General features: G+C 73.1%; 15 protein-coding genes. 12 read left to right on the forward strand and 3 right to left on the reverse strand.

The features are described 5' to 3' along the window. Nucleotides 1–75: 75 nt before the first annotated feature. Nucleotides 76–4227, forward strand: coding sequence for an AAA family ATPase (locus tag AB0C66_RS05310; protein WP_362433013.1), 4152 nt, complete (start codon nucleotides 76–78; stop codon nucleotides 4225–4227). A gap of 227 nt (nucleotides 4228–4454) precedes the next feature. After that, the gene (locus AB0C66_RS05315) at nucleotides 4455–5876 is read left to right on the forward strand and encodes a sugar porter family MFS transporter (RefSeq protein WP_362433016.1); all 1422 of its coding nucleotides are present in this window, start codon (nucleotides 4455–4457) and stop codon (nucleotides 5874–5876) included. A gap of 43 nt (nucleotides 5877–5919) precedes the next feature. Here AB0C66_RS05315 and AB0C66_RS05320 read toward each other — a convergent pair whose 3' ends face one another. Further along, nucleotides 5920–6906 (reverse strand): LLM class flavin-dependent oxidoreductase, encoded by a 987-nt coding sequence (locus AB0C66_RS05320; protein WP_362433018.1) that lies wholly within the window; start codon nucleotides 6904–6906, stop codon nucleotides 5920–5922. 246 nt (nucleotides 6907–7152) lie between these two features. Here AB0C66_RS05320 and AB0C66_RS05325 point away from each other — a divergent pair, with 246 nt between their 5' ends. The 5 genes from AB0C66_RS05325 (at nucleotide 7153) to ftsY (ending at nucleotide 12357) form a co-directional block, all read left to right on the forward strand. Then, nucleotides 7153–7575, forward strand: coding sequence for a hypothetical protein (locus tag AB0C66_RS05325; RefSeq protein WP_362433021.1), 423 nt, complete (start codon nucleotides 7153–7155; stop codon nucleotides 7573–7575). A gap of 163 nt (nucleotides 7576–7738) precedes the next feature. Then, nucleotides 7739–8026 (forward strand): hypothetical protein, encoded by a 288-nt coding sequence (locus AB0C66_RS05330; RefSeq protein ID WP_362433023.1) that lies wholly within the window; start codon nucleotides 7739–7741, stop codon nucleotides 8024–8026. A gap of 1 nt (nucleotide 8027) precedes the next feature. Beyond that, on the forward strand, nucleotides 8028–10439 hold the full coding sequence (locus AB0C66_RS05335) for a histidine kinase (RefSeq protein WP_362433025.1): 2412 nt from the start codon (nucleotides 8028–8030) through the stop codon (nucleotides 10437–10439). Further along, nucleotides 10429–11097 carry a response regulator transcription factor gene (locus AB0C66_RS05340; protein ID WP_362433027.1) on the forward strand — a complete coding sequence of 223 codons (669 nt, stop codon included), beginning with the start codon at nucleotides 10429–10431 and terminating at the stop codon, nucleotides 11095–11097. Before AB0C66_RS05335 ends, AB0C66_RS05340 begins: the two co-directional genes overlap by 11 nt. 33 nt (nucleotides 11098–11130) lie before the next feature. Then, a complete protein-coding gene (gene ftsY / locus AB0C66_RS05345) occupies nucleotides 11131–12357 on the forward strand; it encodes a signal recognition particle-docking protein FtsY (RefSeq protein WP_362433029.1) in 1227 nt (408 codons plus the stop codon). 140 nt (nucleotides 12358–12497) lie between these two features. Here the strand turns inward: ftsY and AB0C66_RS05350 are convergent, their stop codons facing one another. After that, nucleotides 12498–13169: a bifunctional DNA primase/polymerase gene (locus AB0C66_RS05350; RefSeq protein ID WP_362433031.1), complete on the reverse strand. Its 672-nt coding sequence runs from the start codon at nucleotides 13167–13169 to the stop codon at nucleotides 12498–12500. Between the two features lie 445 nt (nucleotides 13170–13614). Between AB0C66_RS05350 and AB0C66_RS05355 the strand changes: the two genes are divergently transcribed. The 5 genes from AB0C66_RS05355 to ffh all read left to right on the forward strand — a co-directional run bounded on the left by AB0C66_RS05355 (nucleotide 13615) and on the right by ffh (nucleotide 21468). Next, nucleotides 13615–15141: a hypothetical protein gene (locus AB0C66_RS05355; RefSeq protein ID WP_362433399.1), complete on the forward strand. Its 1527-nt coding sequence runs from the start codon at nucleotides 13615–13617 to the stop codon at nucleotides 15139–15141. Nucleotides 15142–15350: 209 nt separating this feature from the next. Continuing rightward, complete coding sequence (locus tag AB0C66_RS05360) at nucleotides 15351–16682, forward strand: ammonium transporter (RefSeq protein ID WP_362433033.1); 1332 nt, start codon at nucleotides 15351–15353, stop codon at nucleotides 16680–16682. Then, nucleotides 16679–17017 carry a P-II family nitrogen regulator gene (locus AB0C66_RS05365; RefSeq protein ID WP_362433035.1) on the forward strand — a complete coding sequence of 113 codons (339 nt, stop codon included), beginning with the start codon at nucleotides 16679–16681 and terminating at the stop codon, nucleotides 17015–17017. The genes AB0C66_RS05360 and AB0C66_RS05365 overlap by 4 nt, the downstream gene beginning before the upstream one ends. 145 nt (nucleotides 17018–17162) lie before the next feature. Beyond that, nucleotides 17163–19715 (forward strand): [protein-PII] uridylyltransferase, encoded by a 2553-nt coding sequence (locus AB0C66_RS05370; protein WP_362433401.1) that lies wholly within the window; start codon nucleotides 17163–17165, stop codon nucleotides 19713–19715. A 196-nt stretch (nucleotides 19716–19911) separates the two neighbouring features. Continuing rightward, nucleotides 19912–21468, forward strand: a complete 1557-nt coding sequence (gene ffh / locus AB0C66_RS05375; RefSeq protein ID WP_362433038.1) for a signal recognition particle protein — start codon at nucleotides 19912–19914, stop codon at nucleotides 21466–21468. Nucleotides 21469–21553: 85 nt separating this feature from the next. Here ffh and AB0C66_RS05380 read toward each other — a convergent pair whose 3' ends face one another. Next, on the reverse strand, nucleotides 21554–22447 hold the full coding sequence (locus tag AB0C66_RS05380; protein ID WP_362433040.1) for an SAM-dependent methyltransferase: 894 nt from the start codon (nucleotides 22445–22447) through the stop codon (nucleotides 21554–21556). Nucleotides 22448–22568: the final 121 nt, after the last annotated feature.

A 22568-nucleotide genomic window follows, 5' to 3' on the forward strand; every position in this document is an offset into this window, starting at 1 on the left:
AAAGCCCGGACGCGCCCGCGGCGCCCCGTGCCGGGGACGGTGCCGGTCGGAAGTCGGCAGGTAGAGTCCAACGGCGTGCACCTGAAGAGCCTGACCCTCAGAGGCTTCAAATCCTTCGCCTCCGCCACGACGCTCCGTTTCGAGCCGGGTATCACCTGCGTCGTCGGCCCCAATGGCTCGGGCAAGTCCAATGTCGTGGACGCCCTTTCCTGGGTCATGGGCGAACAAGGTGCGAAGTCGCTGCGCGGCGGCAAGATGGAGGACGTCATCTTCGCCGGGACCACCGGCCGCCCGCCGCTGGGCCGTGCCGAGGTCTCCCTCACCATCGACAACGCCGACGGTGCGCTCCCCATCGACTACGCCGAAGTGACGATCACGCGGATCATGTTCCGCAACGGCGGCAGTGAGTACCAGATCAACGGCGACACCTGCCGACTGCTGGATATCCAGGAGCTGCTGTCCGATTCCGGTATCGGCCGTGAGATGCATGTCATCGTCGGCCAGGGCCAGCTCGACGGTGTGCTGCACGCCGACCCCACCGGCCGTCGCGCCTTCATCGAGGAGGCCGCGGGCGTCCTCAAGCACCGCAAGCGCAAGGAGAAGGCGCTGCGGAAACTGGACGCGATGCAGGCCAATCTCGCCCGCGTCCAGGACCTCACCGACGAGCTGCGGCGCCAGCTCAAACCGCTCGGCCGGCAGGCCGCCGTCGCCCGCCGGGCCGCCGTCATCCAGGCCGATCTGCGCGACGCCAGGCTGCGGCTGCTCGCCGACGACCTGGTGACCCTGCGCGAGGCGCTGCGCGCCGAGGTCGCCGACGAGGCGGCCCTCAAACAGCGCAAGGAGGCCGCCGAGGCCGAGCTGCGGGCCGCGCAGGCGCGCGAGGCGGCGCTCGAGGAGCAGGTGCGCCGACTCGCGCCGCGGCTGCGCGACGCCCAGCAGACCTGGTACGAGCTCTCCCAGCTGGCCGAGCGGGTGCGCGGCACGATCAGCCTCGCCGACGCCCGTGTCACCAGCGCGACCTCCGCCCCCGCCGAGGAGCGGCGCGGCCGCGACCCGGAGGACATGGAGCGCGAGGCGGCCCGGATCCGGGAGCAGGAGGCCGAGCTCGAAGCCGCACTGGAGGCGGCCAGCCGGGCACTGGAGGACACCGTCTCCCACCGCGCCGAGCTGGAGCGCGCCCTGGCCCACGAGGAGCGCCGTCTCAAGGACGTGGCCCGTGCCATCGCCGACCGCCGCGAAGGGCTCGCCCGGCTCCAGGGCCAGGTGAACGCCGCCCGCGGCCGGGCCGGTTCCGCCCGGGCCGAGATCGAACGGCTGGCCGCCTCCCGGGACGAGGCCCAGGCCCGGGCCGTCGCCGCGCAGGAGGACTACGAACAGCTCAAGGCCGAGGTGGACGGACTCGACGCGGGCGACGCGGAACTGGCGGAGCGCCATGAGGCGGCCAAGCGGGAGCTGGCCGACGCGGAGACGGCCCTGAGCGCGGCCCGCGAGGCCGCCACCACCGCCGAGCGTGAACGCGCGGCCACCACGGCCCGCCGCGACGCGCTGGCGCTCGGGCTGCGCCGGAAGGACGGCACCGGCGCGCTGCTGGCCGCCTCCGACCGGCTCACCGGTCTGCTCGGTCCCGCCGCGGAACTGCTCACCGTCGCCCCGGGCTTCGAGGTTCCGGTCGCCGCGGCCCTGGGCGCCGCCGCCGATGCCCTCGCCGTCACCGACCCGGCCGCCGCGGCCGACGCCCTGCGGCTGCTGCGTACCCAGGACGCGGGCCGCGCTGCCCTCCTTCTGGGGGCGCCCCCGGCCGACCGGGCCCCCTTGGCCGCCGCCGCCCGAGAGGGTCACGGTGCGTCCGCGGTGACGGACGGCACCCAGGCGGCGGCTCCGGGAGCCGGGCACGGGCCGTCCGCCCCGAACTCCCCCCGTACCGGCGCCGATGCGGCGGTTCCGGCCCCGCAGGCGCCGTCCGCCCAGGGTTCGGGCGCTGCGTCCGTCCCTGCTGCCGGGTCGGCGCCGGGGGCGTCCGCTCCCTCGGCCGGTCCCGGCCGACCGGCCGTTCCGGCTCCGCAGGGGCCGTCCGCCCAGGGTTCCGCTGGGCCGTCCTCCCCTCCGGCCGGATCTTCGGCCGGATCTTCGGGCGGATCTTCGGGCGGGTCTTCGGACGGGCCGAACCCGGCGTCGTCCGCCCACGGTTCCGTCGGCGTCGGGGGCGCACCCGGCCCTGGCGGTCCCGGCGCGGCGTCCGGGGCCGGTCATCCGGCGGGGCCGGTCCGGTCCGGGGCGGGCGGGACCGTCGTACCCGGGACCCGGTCCGGGGCCGACGGCGGACGGGACGAGCCCGTACGGGTGCCGCATCCCGCCGAGCGCACCGGCGGTAGCGGGGGCGAGGTCAGCGTTCCCGGGGCGCGGACCGGGCCGGGAGGTGCCGACGGTCCGCCGCGGGTGGTGGATCTGGTGGGCGGGCCCGAGGAGCTGCTGCCCGCCCTGCGGCGGCTGCTCGACGGCATGGTCGTCGTCCCCGCCCTGGAGGACGCCGAGGAACTGGTCGGGCGCAGGCCGGAATTGACGGCGGTCACCGCCGAGGGCGATCTGCTCGGGGCGCACTTCGCGCAGGGCGGTGCCGCCGGGGCGCCCAGCCTGCTCGAGGTGCAGGCCTCCGTCGACGAGGCCGCGGCGGAGCTCGAGGAGCTCGCCGTACGGTGCGAGGAGCTGGCCGGGGCACAGCGCTCGGCGGGGGAGCGGCGCACCGCGTGCGTGGCCCTCGTCGAGGAGCTGGCGGCGCGGCGCAGTGCGGCCGACCGGGAGAAGTCGAAGGTCGCGCAGTCCCTCGGGCGGCTGGGCGGTCAGGCGCGCGGGGCCGCGGGGGAGGCCGAGCGGATGACCGCGGCCGCCGCCCGGGCCGAAGAGGCGCTTCAGCGGGCGGTCGAGGAGGCCGAGGAGCTCGCCGAGCGGCTTGCGGTGGCCGAGGAGGAGCCGGGTGAGGAGGAGCCGGACACCTCGGTGCGGGACCGGCTCGCGGCGGACGGGGCCAACGCCCGGCAGACCGAGATGGAGGCGCGGCTCCAGGTCCGTACCCATGAGGAGCGTGTGAAGGGGCTCGCGGGGCGGGCGGACGCGCTCGACCGGGGCGCGCGCGCCGAGCGCGAGGCACGGGCGCGCGCCGAGCAGCGCCGTGCCCGGCTGCGCCGGGAGGCGGAGGTGGCCTCGGCCGTGGCGGCCGGTGCGCGTCAGCTGCTGGCCCATGTCGAGGTGTCGCTGGTGCGGGCCGCGGAGGAGCGGGACGCGGCGGAGCGCGCCAAGGCCGAACGTGAGCGGGAGCTGGTCGCCGAGCGCAACCAGGGCCGCGATCTGAAGGGCGAGCTGGACAAGCTGACGGACTCGGTGCACCGGGGCGAGGTGCTGGGCGCCGAGAAGCGGCTGCGGATCGAGCAGCTGGAGTCCAAGGCGCTGGAGGAGCTGGGCGTCGAACCGGCCGGGCTGATCGCCGAGTACGGCCCGGACCAGCTGGTGCCGCCGTCGCCGCCCGCCGAGGGGGAGGAGCTGCCGGAGGATCCGGAGCACCCGCGCAACCAGCCGGTGCGGTACGTCCGGGGGCAGCAGGAGAAGCGGCTGAGGGCCGCGGAGCGCGCGTACCAGCAGCTGGGCAAGGTCAATCCGCTGGCGCTGGAGGAGTTCGCGGCGCTGGAGGAGCGGCACCAGTTCCTCAGTGAGCAGCTGGAAGACCTGAAGAAGACCCGGGCCGATCTGCTCCAGGTGGTCAAGGAGGTCGACGAGCGGGTCGAGCAGGTCTTCACCGAGGCGTACCGGGACACCGCCCGTGAGTTCGAGGGCGTCTTCTCCCGGCTGTTCCCGGGCGGGGAGGGGCGGCTGATCCTGACCGACCCCGAGAACATGCTGACCACGGGTGTGGATGTGGAGGCCAGACCGCCGGGCAAGAAGGTCAAGCGGCTGTCCCTGCTGTCCGGCGGAGAGCGGTCGCTGACCGCGGTGGCGCTGCTGGTGTCGATCTTCAAGGCGCGGCCGAGCCCGTTCTATGTGATGGACGAGGTCGAGGCGGCGCTGGACGACACCAATCTCCAGCGGCTGATCCGGATCATGGAGGAGCTCCAGGAGTCCTCCCAGCTGATCGTGATCACGCACCAGAAGCGGACGATGGAGGTCGCCGACGCCCTGTACGGCGTCTCGATGCAGGGCGACGGTGTGTCGAAGGTCATCAGCCAGCGCCTGCGGTGAGCGCTTCAACACTTGAAGTCAAGGCCCCATAAGCCGTGGCATCGCATGGCATCAGGCGGAGTGGATTTCTTCGTCACACCCTATTGACTTCGAAACTTGAAGGAATAGTCTCTGCAACGTTCCTTTTACCTTCAAGTGGTGGCCGACCCCTCGGCTCGCCTCCGCTGGAAGGGCCAGCCAGCCCCGACGGTCCGGCAGCGTTGCCGGGCGGGCCACAGGAGTTCACGTTGACCACCACCGCGCAGGCACAGAAGGGGTCCGAGGGCCGCAAGGCCCAGCCGGACCACCTCGGCCACGTCATCTTCATCACCGCCGCCGCCGCGATGGGCGGCTTCCTCTTCGGTTACGACAGCTCGGTGATCAACGGAGCGGTCGAAGCCATCCGCGGCAAGTACGACATCGGTTCCGCGGCCCTGGCCCAGGTCGTCGCCATCGCCCTGATCGGCTCGGCGATCGGCGCGGCCACCGCCGGCCGGATAGCCGACCGCATCGGCCGGATCCGCGTCATGCAGATCGCCGCCCTGCTCTTCACCGTCAGCGCGGTCGGCTCGGCCCTGCCGTTCTCGCTGTGGGACCTCGCCATGTGGCGGGTGCTCGGTGGTATGGGCATCGGCATGGCCTCCGTGATCGGCCCGGCCTATATCGCCGAGGTCGCCCCGCCCGCGTACCGCGGTCGCCTCGCCTCGTTCCAGCAGGCGGCGATCGTCGTCGGCATCGCCCTGTCCCAGCTCGTCAACTGGGGCATCCTCAATCTCGCCGACGGTGACCAGCGCGGCACCATCGCCGGTCTCGAGGCGTGGCAGTGGATGCTCGGCGTCATGGTCATCCCGGCCGTCCTCTACGGGCTGCTGTCCTTCGCGATCCCCGAGTCGCCCCGCTTCCTGATCTCCGTGGGCCGCCTCGACCGCGCCAAGGAGGTCCTGAGGGAGGTCGAGGGCAAGACTGTCGACCTCGACGTCCGGGCCGGCGAGATCGAGCAGGCGATGCGCAGCGAGCACAAGTCGACCTTCAAGGACCTGATGGGCGGCCGCTTCGGTCTGCTCCCGGTGGTCTGGATCGGTGTCGGCCTCTCGGTGTTCCAGCAGCTCGTCGGCATCAACGTGGCGTTCTACTACTCCTCGACGCTGTGGCAGTCCGTCGGCGTCGACCCGAGCGGCTCGTTCTTCTACTCCTTCACCACGTCGATCATCAACATCCTCGGCACCGTGATCGCGATGATCTTCGTCGACCGGATCGGCCGTAAGCCGCTCGCGCTCATCGGCTCCATCGGTATGGCGGTTTCGCTGGGCCTGGTCGCCTGGTCCTTCTCGGCAAGCCTCGTGGACGGCAAGCTGCCGCACACCGAGGGCGTGGTGGCCCTGATCGCCGCCCATGCGTTCGTGCTCTTCTTCGCCCTCTCGTGGGGTGTGGTGGTCTGGGTGCTGCTCGGCGAGATGTTCCCGAACAAGATCCGCGCCGCGGGCCTCGGTGTGGCCGCCTCCGCCCAGTGGATCGCCAACTGGGCGATCACCGCCAGCTTCCCGAGCCTTTCGGACTGGAACCTGTCCGCGACGTACGTCATGTACACGGCCTTCGCTCTGCTCTCGATCCCGTTCATCCTCAAGTGGGTGCCGGAGACCAAGGGCAAGGCGTTGGAGGAGATGGGCTGACCCCCCCCGCCGCCCGCTCCTCGCACAGGAGAGCTGCCCCGCCTCACGCATCGAGGCGGGGCAGTACTCGTTCCGCGAACAGCCGCAGCGAACGCCACCCCTCCTCCACCGGCATCCCGCCGCACAGCGGATGGAGCACCAGGCTGGTACGGCCGCCGCCCGCCGCCGCGTACGCCACGCACTCCTCCGGTGTGACCACGCGGTAGACGCCCTCCTCGCGCAGTGCCGCGGTGTCCCCGGCCCGCGAGCGCACCGCCGAACGCATCCCGTCCGGCTGCCAGGACGCGTACGTCCGCGCCTCGTGGAGCAGATGGTGCCCGTACTCCGCCCAGACCCGGTCCGGATCCTCCGCCACATGCAGCAGTGGTGTGGCCTCCGGTGGCAGCAGGCACCAGCCCTCGGTGCCGTACTCGGCCCGCCGCGCGTGGTAGTACGCCTCCAGCTCCGGCAGATGGGCGCTGGGGAAGAACGGCAGCCCCAGCCGGGCCGCCCGGCGTGCCGCGACCCGGGAGCCGCCGCCCACCAGCAGTGGCGGATGCGGCCGGGTGGACGGCCGCGGCGTCACCCGCACCGTGCGGCCCCGGTAGTCGAACGGCTCGCCCGTCCAGGCCGCGAGCAGCGTCTCCAGCGCCTCGTCCTGGAGCGCGCCGCGCCCCGCCCAGTCCTGGCCGTGTGCCGCGTACTCCTCCGGCCGGTAGCCGATTCCGGCCACCGTCACCAGCCGTCCGCCGCTCACCAGGTCCAGCACCGCGATGTCCTCGGCCAGCCGCAGCGGGTCGTAGAGCGGGGTGATCAGCGCGGTCACCGTCACGGTGATCCGCCGGGTCGCGCCCAGCACCGCGCCCGCGAAGACCAGCGGCGCGGGCAGCCAGCCGTCCGCGGACCCGTGGTGCTCCTCGGTCTGGACGGTGCTGATGCCCCGCTCGTCCGCGTAGGCCGCCATCTCCACGGCGGCCCGGTAACGGCCGGACAGGGAGTCGGGGGTGGCGGCGGGATCGACGAGATTGAGCCGTACGACCGTGATGGGCATGGCGGATCTCCCCTTCGTCCTGGGCGGGCCCCCCGGGGGAGTGCGACCGTAGCTGACGATCCGTCAAATTTCCATCGCCGTACGGCGGGCAGGGGCGGCGGACCGGAGCCGCCCGCGACCGCCCCCGCATACGGGCAGGCCGGGGCGGATGACTCATGCGCCTGGGACGCGGGGCGGCCCATCGTGGGACGCGGCCCGCTCCGCGGGCCGTGGTCCGCATATCCCGAACCCAAGGAGCGGCGCGTGATGATCAGCACGGGGGAACCACACCTCATCACCGGACCCGACATCGACGATCTTGTGATCCGGGTCCGGCTCAACGGCACCGGCGGCCCGGAGCGTGACGCGGCGCTCGAAGCCGAACTGGAAGCCGCACGGGCCTTCCTCTGCTCTCCCGGAGACCCCGACCCCGCCGTCGCCCGGCTGGTCCGGCAGCGACTGGTGGTGATCGCCCTGCGCCATGGCGGCGCGCTGCTGGCCAAACTGCTCGCCCGGCTCAGCGCCCGGGAGACGGCCATGGTCCGCCGGTACGCCCACCGGCTCGCCAACTTCCTGGACTCGCTGGAGACCTGGGCCGCCCAGCCGATCATGCTCCAGCTGATGCGGATCGGCCTGTGCTACGCGGAGGCGGAGGACATCGCCGTCGCCGTCCTGATGTTTGTGTGGTGACCCCCCTGATGTTCGTGTGGTGAACCCTCCCCGCCCCCAACTCCCGCCGCCCTGAACGGAACGCGGGTGCTAGGAGGTCACCGGTTCGGGTGGGCCGGGGCGTCCTCGCACTTCAGCGCCGTGGTGGCGGGTAGTGCACGGGACGAGAACAAGGAGATCGACCATGCGCCCTTTCCCGACCCGTACGACCCTCGCGCTCGGCCTGCTCGCGGGAGCCCTCCTGTGGAACGCCGCCGCCTCCCCGGCCACCGCGTCCGGCAGCGCCTCCTGGCGCGAAGAGGGGCACTTCGACACCGGCGGGGCCTGTCAGCGCGCGGGCAGGGAAGGGATCCGTAAGAACAAGTGGGACGAGTACAAGTGCCGCCCCGGACGCGGCGACGCGTACGTCACGCTGTGGGTCCGGGGCGGCCGGTCCCGCGCGGCCGCCGCGCACCACACGCCCGCGCGCTGATATGAGGCGTGCCGCACTGCCCAAGGACCGGGCGGTCCAGGCCGCGGGCGGGGTGTCGGCGCTGTTCGTGGTGGTGGCGGCTGGCTGGCTCGCCGGGCTGCTGCGCGTCAACGACGAGTGGCTCTCGCTGACGTACCCGCGTCCGCGGGGCGCCGCCGTGCTCACCCGCGTCGCCGTCGGCATCCCCGTCCTCGGCGTGGGGGTGCTGCTGCTCGCCGAGCGGTCGGCCCGGCGCTACGGCAGCGTGCTGCTGGTGGCCGGAGCGCTGTGGCTGCTGCCGTCGGCCGTCGCCGAACTGCTGGGCATCGCCGACCTCGGCGTCACCGGCGCCGTGGTCTCCCTGCTGCTCGCCGCGGGCAAGATGGCCTGCCGCCCGCTGACCGTGCTGCTGCTGCCGCTCTGGCTGTTCCCGCGCGGCACGCGGCGCAGATGGCAGTGGTGGGCCATGAGCGTGGGCGCCTCCGCCTACTGGCTGGGCTACGCGGTGCTGTGGGTCATCAGCGAACCCCTGGTGGGCACCGTCCCCAACCCCGCCTTCGGCACCGCCTGCGGACAGTGGGCCTTCGACCACCTGGGCACCTACGCCGAGGCCGAACCCTGGGTGCTGCGCACCGTGGCCGTCGCCGTGACCGCCGCCCTGTGCTGGCACGCCGCAGTCTCCCGCGGCGCCGAGCGCCGCGACTGGGCGCTGCTCGCCGCCGCCTACCCCGCCTGTGTCTCCCTCCTGCTCACCGAGTGGGGCGAGGGCGTGCCCACCATCGTCGCCCGCACCGTGGGCAGCGCGGTCTGGGCCGCCGCCATCTGCCTGGGCGTCGCCCGCACCGGCATATGGCGGCTGGACCGCTCCACCAGCCACCGCCTCGCCCGCGCCTTCGTGCTCACCTCCCTCGCCGCCGTGGTCGTCTGCGCCGTCGTCGCCGTCCAGGCCGGAATCCCCTCCGTGCGCAGCGGCGCCACCACCCTCACCGCGGGCTGCGCCCTGATGCTGGGCTGGGCCCTGCGGCCCGGCGCCCGCTGGCTCACCCTCCGCGTCGAGCGCGCCTTCTACGGTCCGCGCGCCCGCCCGCACGAGGCCGTCAGCGCCCTGGCCGTACGCCTCCAACAGGCCCCGCACCCGGGCGAGGTGCCCCAGCAGATCTGCCGCAGTGCCGTGGAGGACCTCGGCGTCTGGGGCGCCGCCGTCAGCGTCGACACCCGCGCCGGGCCGCGGCGGCTGGCCGCCGCCGGAGCGCCGCTCACCGGCCCGGTCCAGACGTTCATCCTGCGTCACCACGGCCGTCCCGTCGGCCGACTCGAAGTCTCCCGCGACGCGTCCGGCACCCCCGCCGAACGCGACAGCGGGCTGCTCTCGATCCTCGCCGACCAGGCCGCGCCCGCACTCGCCGCGCTGCGTCTGGCCGAGGAGGCCCAGGCGGCCCGCGAACGGCTGGTGCTCGCCCGGGAACAGGAGCGCCGACGACTGCGCCGCGAGATCCACGACGGCCTCGGCCCCCAACTGGCCGCCGTACGGCTGCGCCTGGACATCGCCCACACCTCCTGCGCCCCCGGCCACCCCGCCCGCGCCCAGCTCTGCGAGGCGGCCGAGACGCTCGCCGAGGCCCTGGTCGAGGTGCGCCGGATCACCTCCGGGCTCGCCCCGGCCGCGCTGGCCGACCGCGGACTGGCCGGGGCGGTACGGGACTTGGGGCACCGGCTGGGCGTCGACGGACTGCGGGTCGGCGTGGCCAGCCGGCCCCTCGTCCTGCCGCCGCTGTCGCCCGGTGTCGAGACGGCGGCCTACCGCATCGCCGCCGAATCGCTCACCAACGCGGTACGGCACGCCCGGGCGCGCCAGGTGCGCGTCGAACTGACCGCGGGCCCGGACACCCTCCAGGTCAAGGTGACCGACGACGGCAGCGGTCTGCGCGAGACCGCGGTCCCCGGCGTCGGCCTCGCCTCGGTGACCGAGCGCGCCGAGGAGATCGGCGGCTCCTGCACGATCACCGGCTCGGCCACGGGCACGGTGGTCCACGCCGTCCTCCCGCTGGCCGGTCCCGGGGAACAGGGCAACCCCGAGGTCCACCGCAAGAAGTCCACGGGCCACGAAACCTGCGGAGCCCCGCCCGGTGCGCCCGTCACGCCGCCCGCCTCGGCCGCCTGGCGGCTCCCGCCCGGAGGCCCACCGCCGCCGACGGAGCCCCCGGCGCCCGTCGCGCCGGTGTCACCGCCAGCCGCCCCCGCGCCGCGGGGGGTCGGGCCGCCCGGCGCGGAGGTGGCATCGGGGGAGCCTGCCGTCGCGGATGCGCCCCGCCGCACGCCTGTGCTTCCGACGGCCGCCGACGCGGAGGCGGAGGCGGAGCGTCCGGGTGGGCATCCCTGGGAGTCCATGAGTCCGTACCACTCGGAGAGAGGACGCCGGGACGGTGACAGCTGAGGTGCGGGGGCCGCAGTGGCGGGTTCTGTTGGTGGATGACCATCCGCTGTTTCGGGAGGGGCTGGCGGCGGCCGTCAACCTCGATGACGCGTTCAGCGTCGTCGGGCAGGCGGCCTGCGCGGACGAGGCCGTCGCCGAGGCGGCGCGGACCGGGCCCGATCTGGTGGTGATGGACCTCGGGCTGCCCGGCCGGTCCGGGCTGGAGGCGACGCGGCGGATCCTGTGCGGCAGACCCGAGGCGCGGGTGATGGTCATGACGATGTCCGAGGACGACGACAGTCTGCTGGCCGCCGTGCGCGCCGGGGCGCGGGGCTATCTCCTCAAGGGCGCGGGGCGTGACGAGATCCTCAGGGCGCTGCACACCGTGGCGCGCGGCGGCGCGGTGTTCAGCCCGCGGATGGCGGAGCGGCTCGGGGCGCTGCTCGGCGCCTCCGCCTCGGCGTCCGCGAAGGAGGCGTTCCCCACCCTCACCGCGCGGGAGCGCGAGGTCCTGGACCTGCTCGCGCGCGGGCTCGGCTATCGCCAGATCGCCCAGCGGCTGGTGGTCACCGACAAGACCGTGCGCAATCACGTCGGGTCCATCTTCGCCAAGCTCCAGGTGCGTGATCGCGCGCAGGCGATCGTACGCGCCCGGGAAGCCGGGCTCGGGGGCGAATGACTTCGCGGGCTCGTGGCTGATACTGGGTGGGTTATGGAATTCGTCATCCTTGCCGTAGTCATCGCTGTGATCGCGGTCGCCGCGATCAGCGGGTTCGTGGTCACCAGCCGCAAGAAGAAGCGGCTCCCCACGGCCCCGCCGAGCAGCCCGTCCGTCACCGCGCCGCCCGCCGAACCGCATGTCGGCGAGGAGGCCGAAACCCCGCGCGAGGAACCGCGCAGGACCATCGAGGAGGTGGACCTGCCGGGGTCCGGCGCCCCGGCCGCGACGGCGGAGGCGCCCGCGCCCGCCGCGCCCGAGGTCCCGCCGGTCGAGGTCCCGGAGCCGACCGCCGGACGGCTGGTCCGGCTGCGCGCCCGGCTGTCCCGCTCCCAGAACACGCTGGGCAAGGGGCTGCTGACGCTGCTGTCCCGGGAGCACCTCGACGACGACACCTGGGAGGAGATCGAGGACACCCTGCTGACCGCCGACGTCGGGGTCACCCCGACCCAGGAGCTGGTCGAGCGGCTGCGCGAGCGCGTCAAGGTGCTCGGCACCCGTACCCCCGAGGAGCTGCGCGGTCTGCTGCGCGAGGAGCTGCTGCGCCTCATCGGCACCGACGCGGACCGCACCGTGCACACCGAGAGCGGCGTGGGGCCGAACGGCGAGGAGAAGCCGGGCGTCGTCATGGTCGTCGGCGTCAACGGCACCGGCAAGACCACCACCACCGGCAAGCTGGCGCGGGTGCTGGTCGCCGACGGCAAGTCGGTCGTGCTGGGCGCCGCCGACACCTTCCGCGCGGCCGCCGCCGATCAGCTCCAGACCTGGGGCGAGCGGGTCGGCGCCCGGACCGTCCGCGGTCCCGAGGCCGGCGACCCGGCGTCGGTCGCCTTCGACGCCGTGAAGGAGGGCATCGCCGAGACCGCGGACGTCGTCCTGATCGACACCGCGGGCCGGCTGCACACCAAGACCGGTCTCATGGACGAGCTGGGCAAGGTCAAGCGGGTCGTGGAGAAGCACGGCGCGGTGGACGAGGTGCTGCTGGTGCTCGACGCCACCACCGGGCAGAACGGCCTGGTGCAGGCGCGGGTGTTCGCGGAGGTCGTGGACATCACCGGCATCGTGCTGACCAAGCTGGACGGCACCGCCAAGGGCGGCATCGTGGTGGCGGTCCAGCGTGAGCTGGGCGTACCGGTCAAGCTGGTGGGCCTGGGCGAGGGAGCGGACGATCTCGCGCCGTTCGAGCCGGAGGCGTTCGTCGATGCGCTGATCGGCGACTGATCGGCGGACGCTCAGCGGCCGCGCCGCCACGGGGTGGCCCCGGCGCACTCCCGAGGGGTTCCCATGAGCGCGGGGCGGACCGGAGAGATCCGGTCCGCCCCGCGCTCATGGGCTCTGATACCCGGGCCGGGAGGGACGGCTCAGCCACCCGCGCGATGGCTCAGATAGGCGAGCGTGCCCAGGACCAGCCTGGCGTGCGGTGGGCAGCCCGCGGTGTCCAGGGTCGGCGGGCGCAGCCAGCGGACGGGGCCGAGTCCGCCGAAGTCGGAGGGCGGGGCGGTGATGTGGTCGCCCGGCCCCAGACAGCGCAGATCCAGATCGGCGTCGTCCCAGCCCATCCGGTAGAGCAGCTCGGGGAGTTCACGGGCGGCACCGGGGGCCACGAAGAATTGGGCACGGGCGTGCGGGGTGACGGTCACCGGCCCCAGCGGCAGCCCCATCCGCTCCAGCCGGACCAGCGCGTGGCGCCCCGCGTACTCCGAGACCTCCAGCACGTCGAACGCGCGCCCCACGGGCAGCAGCACGGCGGCGCCCGGGATCTCCTCCCACGCCGCGGCGGCGGAGCCGAGGGTCGCGCCCGCCGGGACGGGGGAGGCGAAGGAGAGCGGATGAGCGCCGGGGGAGGCACAGTCGCCCGCTCCGCAGGAGCATTCGTTTCTGCCGGCGTGCGAACCCCGCGCCGCCCGTGCGCCCGGCACCACGTCCCAGCCCCACAGACCGGTGTACTCCGCCACCGTCGTGGACTCGGACATGCGGCCGCGGCGCCGTGAGCCGGACCGCATGTCCCGGATGCCGCCGATCGTGAAGCCCATGCCCCCTCCAACGGGTCGCGCTCTCGATGGTTACGAGCCGGAACACGGTGATGACGCTCCGTCATCCGTGGGGGCGTGACGACGGTGCGCTCCGAGGTGACGGGGGTGGTGTGGTGCGCCTCATGCGCCCCGGTGCGCACCCCTTCACCGTCTTCGGTCGCCCCGGTGTCAAGTGAATCGTGTGAATCGGTAAAGGGGTTCATTCGAAGGGGTGGCGAATGGTGGCGTTTTCATGAACCGCCTCGCCGGAGGCGTGATCGTAGGATTACTTTGAGTGCATGAACCCTGGGCCCGGTGCTCGGTGGAGCACGGCCTGAGCATGGGCGGAGTGCGGATCGGTACATGCCAGAGGCATGAAGCGGTTCGCGTCCCCGACGGTTGATGTGCCGTATCGAGGGGACAACTGACCGTGACAGAAGGCATTCTGGTGGCGGTTCGGGCAGAGATGTGGGATGGGGGCCTTCCAGTGGGCGACAGCGGCGGCGGTGCTGAGAAGCGCCCCAACGCACAGTTGGGGTCGTGGTTCGTGCGCAGCGGCTGGTCGAAGGGGGAGCTGGCGCGCCAAGTCAACCGCAGAGCGCGCCAGTTAGGTGCTCATCACATCAGCACCGACACCTCCCGGGTGCGCCGCTGGCTCGATGGCGAGCAGCCGCGCGAGCCGATCCCGCAGATCCTCTCCGAGCTGTTCTCCGAGCGTTTCGGCTGTGTGGTGGGTATCGAGGACCTCGGTCTGCGCGCCGCCCACCGGTCACCGTCCGTGTCCGGAGTGGATCTTCCCTGGGCCGGGCCCGAGACGGTCGCGCTGATCGGTGAGTTCTCCCGCAGCGATCTGATGCTCGCCCGCCGCGGCTTCCTCGGCACCTCCCTCGCCCTCTCCGCGGGCCCCGCCCTGATCGAGCCGATGCAGCGCTGGCTGGTGCCCTCGCCCGGCGGGCCGGGCGGTGGGGCGCATCCGGCGGACAAGGGGCGCTCGCGGCGCGTCTCCCGGCTCTCCGAACCGGAGCTGGAGCTGCTGGAGTCCACGATCACCATGTTCCGCGCCTGGGACGCCCAGTGCGGCGGCGGACTGCGCCGTAAGGCGGTGGTCGGCCAGCTTCACGAGGTCACCGACCTCTTACAGGAGTCGCATCCGGAGGCGGTGTCCAAGCGGCTGTTCAAGGTCGCCGGGGAACTGGCCGAGCTGGCCGGGTGGATGAGCTATGACATCGGGCTCCAGCCCACCGCCCAGAAGTACTTCGTGCTCGCGCTGCACGCCGCCAAGGAATCCGGGGACCGCCCGCTGGGCTCGTACATCCTCTCCAGCATGAGCCGTCAGATGATCCATGTCGGGCGGCCCGATGACGCGCTCGAGCTGATCCACCTCGCGCAGTACGGCAGCCGGGAGAGCGCCACCCCGCGCACCCAGGCCATGCTGTATGCGATGGAGGCCCGTGCCTACGCCAATATGGGCCAGCCCAGTAAGTGCCACCGCGCCGTGAAGATGGCCGAGGACACCTTCGCCGACTGCCTCTCGGGCGATGGCGACCCGGACTGGATCGGCTTCTTCTCCGAGGCCGAGCTCAACGCGGAGAACGCCCACTCCTATCGTGACCTCGCCTATGTGGCCGGGCGCAGCCCCACCTACGCACAGCTCGCCGATCCGGTGATGCGCCGGGCCGTGCAGCTTTTCGGCCAGGAGACCGGCCATGGCGAGGGCGGCGGCCACCAGCGTTCGTATGCGCTCAATCTGATCGGTATGGCCACCGTCCACCTCCTCCAGAAGGAGCCCGAGCAGTGCGCGGCGCTCGCGGACAAGGCGCTGCCGCTGGCCAAGCGGGTCCGCTCGGAGCGGGTGAACAACAGGCTGCGCAAGACCGTGGACACCGCGGTGCGCCAGTTCGGCGAGGTGCCGGAGATCATCGCGCTCGGTGACCGGCTGGTGACCATGCTGCCGGACAGCCCCGAGGGAGCGGGCGCCGCCCAGGCCGTCTGAGCCGCCGGTCGCGGGTGGCCGGGGTGGTAACGGAGCGATCGGACCCGTAGGCCGCAGTTCATCGGCGCGTAACACTCCCGCGCCCTTCGTCACTGCGTCGAAACATCGAGTGGCATCGGCTGAAACGGCGCTGCGCCAATCTCGTGGCGCATAACCGGCCCACTTGATGGTCTGCCCGCACGGGCCGTTGCTTCGAGGAGACGTCCACATTGAATGGCGCAAATACCGCATTCGTATTGATCAGCGCCGCGCTCGTGATGCTGATGACACCTGGCCTGGCCTTCTTCTACGGCGGCATGGTGCGGGTGAAAAGCACCCTCAACATGCTGATGATGTCCTTCATCTCGCTGGGCGTCGTCTCCCTGCTGTGGGTGCTGTTCGGCTACTCGCTCGCCTTCGGCGATGACCTGGGCGGCGGTCTGCTGGGCAATCTCGACCACGTCGGCTTCAAGGGCATCGATCCGACGTCGCTGTGGGGTGAGAAGCCCGACGCCGTGCCGGTCCTGGCCTTCGCGCTCTTCCAGCTGATGTTCGCGGTGATCACCCCCGCGCTGATCAGCGGCGCCGTGGCCGACCGCGTCAAGTTCGGGGCATGGACGCTGTTCATCACCCTGTGGGTCACCGTCGTCTACTTCCCGGTCGCCCACTGGGTGTGGCAGGCCGACGGCTGGCTGTTCAAGCAGGAGGTCATCGACTTCGCGGGCGGCACGGCCGTCCACATCAACGCGGGCGCCGCCGGACTCGCCCTCGCCCTGGTGCTCGGCAAGCGCATCGGCTTCAAGAGGGACCCGATGCGGCCGCACAGCCTGCCGCTGGTGATGCTGGGCTCCGGTCTGCTGTGGTTCGGCTGGTTCGGCTTCAACGCGGGCTCGGCCCTCGCCGCCAACGGGACCGCCGCCAACATGGCCTTCAACACCCAGATCGCCACCGGGGTCGCGATGCTCGGCTGGCTCGCCTACGAGCGCGTCCGGCACGGCGCGTTCACCACACTGGGCGCCGCCTCCGGAGCCGTCGCGGGCCTGGTCGCCATCACCCCCTCGGGTGCGGCGGTCGACCCCTGGGGCGCGATCGTGATCGGCCTCGTGGCGGGCGTGGTCTGCTCCTGGGCCGTCAGCCTCAAGTACAAGCTGGGCTTCGACGACTCGCTCGACGTGGTGGGCGTCCACCTGGTCGGCGGCATCGTCGGCACCCTCCTGGTCGGCGTCCTCGCCACCGACGGCGTCGGCGGTATGACCCAGCTGGGCAAGCAGGCGCTGGGCGCCTTCACCGTGCTCGGCTACTCCTTCGTCGTCTCCTATGTCCTCGCCAAGCTCATCCACGCGACCATGGGATTCCGGGCCGATGAGGACGACGAGGTCAGCGGCATCGACCAGGCGTTCCACGCCGAGACCGCGTACGACTTCAGCGGCGTCGGCAGTTCGCCCCGCAGTACGGTGCCCGCCGTCAGCCACGCCATGACCGGCGGCGCCGCGTCGCAGGACAAGAAGTCGCAGGCCAAGCAGGACACGAAGGCCGAGCAGGACAAGAAGGTGGACGCGTGAAGCTCATCACCGCAGTGGTCAAGCCGCACCGGCTCGACGAGATCAAGGAAGCGCTCCAGGCGTTCGGCGTCCAGGGCCTGACCGTCACCGAGGCCAGCGGCTACGGCCGCCAGCGCGGCCACACCGAGGTCTACCGGGGCGCGGAGTACACCGTCGACCTGGTGCCCAAGGTCCGTATCGAGGTGCTGGCCGAGGACGAGGACGCCGACGATCTCATCGAGGTCGTGGTCAAGGCCGCCCACACCGGAAAGATCGGGGACGGAAAGGTCTGGAGCGTCCCCGTCGAGACCGCGGTCCGGGTCCGTACCGGAGAACGCGGCCCGGACGCCCTCTGAGGGGCCCGAACCGCCCTCCTCAGGGCCCGTACCGATCGGACGCAGCGCACAGGGAGCCGAGTTGACGGACAGCGTCGAGACCACGACGGACCGCGCCGGAACCACGGCAGGCACCGTCGAGAACACGACCGGGACCGGCGGCTCGCTGCCCGGCGGCTACGCGGCGGCCCGGCTGCGGCTCCTCCAGGAGGAGTCGCGGTCCGGGCCGCCGCGCCGTTCCGCCCTCGCCGATCTCACCGACGAATGGCTCGCCGCGCTGCTCACCGCGGGAGCACGGGCCGCCGGGATCGGCGCCGGTGTCAGTCTGGTCGCGGTCGGCGGCTATGGACGCGGGGAACTGTCCCCGCGCAGCGACCTCGATGTGCTGCTGCTCCATGACGGCACCGCGGACCGCGGCGCCCTCGCCGCCCTCGCCGACCAGGTCTGGTACCCGGTCTGGGACCTGGGGCTCGCCCTCGACCACTCCGTCCGCACCCCCGGCGAGGCGCGGCGGACGGCGGGCGAGGACCTCAAGGTGCAGCTCGGACTGCTCGACGCGCGGCATATCGCGGGCGACGCGGCGCTCACCGCGGGCCTGCGCACCGCTGTCCTCGCCGACTGGCGGGCCCAGGCCCCCCGGCGCCTGCCCGAGCTGCGGGAACTGTGCCAGGAGCGGGCCGAGCGCCACGGCGAGCTCCAGTTCCTGCTGGAACCCGATCTGAAGGAGGCGCGCGGCGGACTGCGCGACGCCACCGCCCTGCGCGCCATCGCCGCCTCCTGGCTCGCCGACGCCCCCCGCGAGGGGCTCGCCGACGCGCGGCGGCGGCTGCTGGACGCCCGTGACGCACTCCATCTGGCCACCGGCCGCGCCACCGACCGGCTCGCGCTCCAGGAACAGGACCAGGTCGCCGCCGCCCTCGGACTGCTCGACGCCGACACCCTGCTGCGCCAGGTCTACGAGTCGGCGCGGACCATCGGCTACGCCAGCGAGGTCACCTGGCGCGAGGTCGAGCGGGTGCTGCGCGCCCGCTCCGCGCCCCGGCCCCGGCTGCGCGGACTCCTCGGCGGACGTGGTGGCAGGGCCGCCGGTGCGGGGGTGGACGCGGGGGAGCGCAGTCCGCTCGCCGAAGGCGTCGTCGAACAGGACGGCGAGGTGGTGCTCGCCCGCACCGCACGCCCCGAGCGCGATCCCGTGCTCCCTCTGCGGGCCGCCGCGGCCGCCGCCCAGGCCGGGCTTCCGCTGTCGCTGCACGCCGTACGGCGGCTGGCCGCCGCCGCGCGCCCGCTGCCGGTGCCATGGCCGCCCGAGGCCCGGGAGCAGCTGGTCACGCTGCTGGGCGCGGGCGAGTCCACGGTCGCGGTCTGGGAGGCGCTGGAGGCCGAGGGCCTGATCACCCAGCTGCTGCCCGACTGGGAGCGGGTGCGCTGCCGTCCGCAGCGCAACCCCGTGCACCGCTGGACCGTCGACCGGCATCTGGTCGAGACGGCCGTCCGGGCCAGCGCGCTCAGCCGCCGGGTCGGCCGCCCCGATCTGCTGCTGGTCGCCGCGCTGCTGCATGACATCGGCAAGGGCTGGCCCGGCGATCACTCGGTGGCCGGGGAGACCATCGTGCGGGACGTGGCGGCCCGGATCGGCTTCGAGCGCGCGGACGTCACCGTGCTCGCCAGGCTCGTCCGTCACCATCTGCTGCTGGTGGAGACCGCCACCCGCCGTGACCTGGACGACCCGGCCACGGTGCGGTCGGTCGCCGACGCCGTCGGCGGCCCGGTCACGCTGGAGCTGCTGCACGCCCTCACCGAGGCGGACGCGCTGGCCACCGGCCCCGCGGCCTGGAGCGCCTGGCGCGGTTCGCTCGTCGCCGACCTGGTCAAGCGGGTGGCGGCGGTGCTGGCGGGCGAGCCCGCCGCGGACCAGACCGCGCCGCAGGAGACCACGGCCGAACAGGAGCGGCTGGCGATCGAGGCATGGCGCACCGGCGGCCCCGTACTGGCGCTGCACGCCCGGGCCGAGGCGCCGCCGGACCAGGCCGCCGCCGATGCCGACGCGGGTGATCGGCCCGAGCCGGAGCCGATCGGTGTCGAGCTGCTGATCGCCGTCCCCGACCAGTCCGGGGCGCTGGCCACGGCGGCCGGGGTGCTGGCCCTGCACCGGCTCACGGTGCGCGCGGCGGATCTGCGCACCGTGGAGCTGCCGCCGGAACTGGACGTCGCCGACGGCACCAACGGCGAGAACGCCACGGACGGCGGGGGCGGCCCGGCGGTGGACGGTTCCGGCCGCGGCGGTGACGTCCTGCTGCTGAGCTGGCGGGTGGCGGCCGAGTACGGTTCGTTGCCCCAGGCCGCCCGGCTGCGCAACGATCTGATGCGGGCGCTGGACGGTTCGCTGGACATCGTCTCCCGGCTCGCCGAGCGCGAGGCCGCGTACCGCAAGTACCCGCGCCGCCGCGGAGTCCACGCCCCGCCGCCGCGCGTCACCGTCGCGCCCGGCAGCTCCCAGCTCGCCACGGTGATCGAGGTCCGCGCCCAGGACGCGCCCGGTCTGCTGCACCGCATCGGCCGCGGCCTGGAGGACGCGGGGGTGACGGTCCGTAGCGCCCATGTCAGTACGCTCGGCGCCAACGCGGTGGACGCGTTCTACATCACCGATGCGTCCGGAGCGCCGTTGCAGCCCATGCGCGCGGCGGAGGTGGCGCAAGAGGTCCAGCGCGCCCTGGGGTGACGGCCCGACGCGGCCACGGCCCGAGGTCCGGTGGTCGGGATGCGGGCGGCTCGTGGCGCCCTGTGAAGGGACCGGTGGCGGCGGGAGGCCCCTGGCGCAGCGGCCACGGCCCGGGGGCAGACCGTTAGCGTGGCGGGCGGATACCCTGGGAGGCCGACCGCCGACCCGACAGCCGACCGAAGGATTCGCGACCACCGTGTTCGATACCCTCTCCGATCGCCTCGCAGCGACTTTCAAGAACCTCCGGGGCAAGGGCCGCCTCTCCGAGGCGGACATCGACGCCACGGCGCGCGAGATCCGCATCGCCCTGCTCGAAGCGGACGTCGCTCTTCCAGTCGTCCGGGCCTTCATCAAGCAGGTCAAGGAGAGGGGGCTGGGCGCCGAGGTCTCCCAGGCGCTGAACCCCGCCCAGCAGGTCATCAAGATCGTCAACGAGGAGCTGATCGGCATCCTCGGCGGCGAGACCCGCCGTCTCCGCTTCGCCAAGCAGCCGCCGACCGTGATCATGCTGGCGGGTCTCCAGGGCGCAGGTAAGACCACCCTCGCCGGAAAGCTGGGCCGCTGGCTGAAGGGGCAGGGCCATGCGCCGCTGCTGGTCGCCTGTGACCTTCAGCGCCCCAACGCCGTCAACCAGCTCTCGGTGGTCGCCGAGCGCGCGGAGGTCGCCGTCTTCGCGCCGGAACCGGGCAACGGTGTCGGCGACCCGGTCAAGGTGGCCAAGGACTCGATCGAGTTCGCGCGCACCAAACAGCATGACGTGGTGATCGTCGACACCGCCGGCCGTCTCGGTATCGACGAGGAGCTGATGCGGCAGGCGGCGGACATCCGCGACGCGGTCCGCCCGGACGAGGTCCTGTTCGTCGTCGACGCGATGATCGGCCAGGACGCGGTCAACACCGCCGAGGCGTTCCGCGACGGCGTCGGCTTCGACGGTGTGGTCCTCTCCAAGCTGGACGGCGACGCGCGCGGTGGTGCCGCGCTGTCCATCGCGCATGTCACCGGCCGCCAGATCATGTTCGCCTCCAACGGCGAGAAGCTGGACGACTTCGACGCGTTCCACCCGGACCGCATGGCGTCCCGCATCCTCGGCATGGGCGACATGCTCAGCCTGATCGAGAAGGCCGAGCAGACCTTCAGCCAGCAAGAGGCCGAGAAGATGGCGGCCAAGCTGGCGAAGGGGCCGAAGGAGTTCACCCTCGACGACTTCCTGGCCCAGATGGAGCAGGTCCGCAAGATGGGCTCCATCTCCAAGCTGCTCGGCATGCTGCCGGGCATGGGCCAGATGAAGGAGCAGATCAACAACCTGGACGAGCGGGACGTGGACCGCACCGCGGCCATCATCAAGTCGATGACCCCCGGCGAGCGCCATGACCCGAACATCATCAACGGCTCGCGCCGCGCCCGTATCGCGCGTGGTTCGGGCGTTGAGGTGAGCGCGGTGAAGAACCTGGTGGAGCGGTTCTTCGAGGCCCGCAAGATGATGTCGAAGATGGCCCAGGGCGGCATGCCGGGGATGCCCGGGATGCCGGGCATGCCGGGCATCGGTGGCGGTCAGAAGCGCAAGGGCAAGCCGCAGAAGAAGGCCAAGGGCAAGCAGCGCAGCGGCAACCCCATGAAGCGCAAGGCCGATGAGCAGGCGGCCGCGGCCCGGCGTGAGCAGGCGGCCCAGCAGGGCGGCGCCTTCGGTATGCCGGGCGATCAGAACGGCCAGGACTTCGAACTCCCCGACGAGTTCAAGAAGTTCATGGGCTGAAGTCCCCGGGGCGGAGCGCCGCCCCCCGCCGGGCCCCTGCGTGGACGTCAGGGGCCCGGCGCGTTTCCCGGCCGGAGGCAGAGGGTCAGACGCGGGCGATCAGATAGCGGAACACATTCGGCATCCACACCGTCCCGTCCGACCGCTGATGCGGATGCAGCGCCTCGGCTATCTCCTTGGCGACCTGCGGCGGATCCGTGGCCCGCTCCGCCGCGTCGAACAGTCCTGTCGACAGCAGCCCGCGGACCGCGCTGTCCAGGTCCGCGTATCCGAACGGGCAGGCCACCCGGCCCGAGCCGTCGGGCCGCAGCCCGGCGCGCTCGGCCAGCCGCTCCAGATCGTCCCGGCCGCACGGCCGCCAGCGGGCCGGGGCGCACATCGGATCGGCGAGTCGTGCGCCCACCCGCAGGACGGACGAGGTGGCGCACCGCTCCGGCGGGCCCCATCCGGCCAGCACCACGGCGCCGCCGCGCTCGGTGAGCGCCGTGGCCGCCGTGAGCGCGGACACCGCGGCTGCCATCGCGGCCCCCGGCGCCGTGCCCAGGGCGGGCAGTGGCGCGAAGGCGGTCACGACGGTGAACCCCGCCGTCGCCCTCGCGTCCGCCGCCGCCTCCGCGGCCTCCCGCACCCAGGCGCTGTCGGGGGCGCCGAGCCCCAGCCGGGCCGGGGGCGCGCCCCCGGCCGATGCGCCCGCGGCCGTCAGCCGCTCCCGGGCCAGTTCCAGACGGGTCGGGTCGGTGTCGGTTCCGCAGACCGCCGCACCGCGCGTGGCCGCCATGAGGAGGCCGAGCCCCGAGCCGCAGCCCAGGCCCAGCAGCCGGGTCCCGGCGCCGACGTCCAGCCGTTCGTACACGGCCTCGTACAACGGCACCAGCATCCGCTCCTGGATCTCCGCCCAGTCGCGGGTGCGGGTGCCGGGATCCGCGGGGTGCGACCAGGAGGGATGCGGGCGGTGCCGCCGGACGAGCGTAGATGTCATCGAAAGGGCCCCAATCAGCGAAGAGCGAGTGCCGTCGTCAGATCCGGTTTCCGTCCGCCGTCGTGCGCTCCGGCGGCCCACCCCCGTATGCCAGGGAACTCCCCATCCGCGCCCGCGTCCA

It is taken from the genome of Streptomyces sp. NPDC048636, assembly GCF_040650655.1.
Taxonomy (GTDB): Bacteria; Actinomycetota; Actinomycetes; order Streptomycetales; family Streptomycetaceae; genus Streptomyces.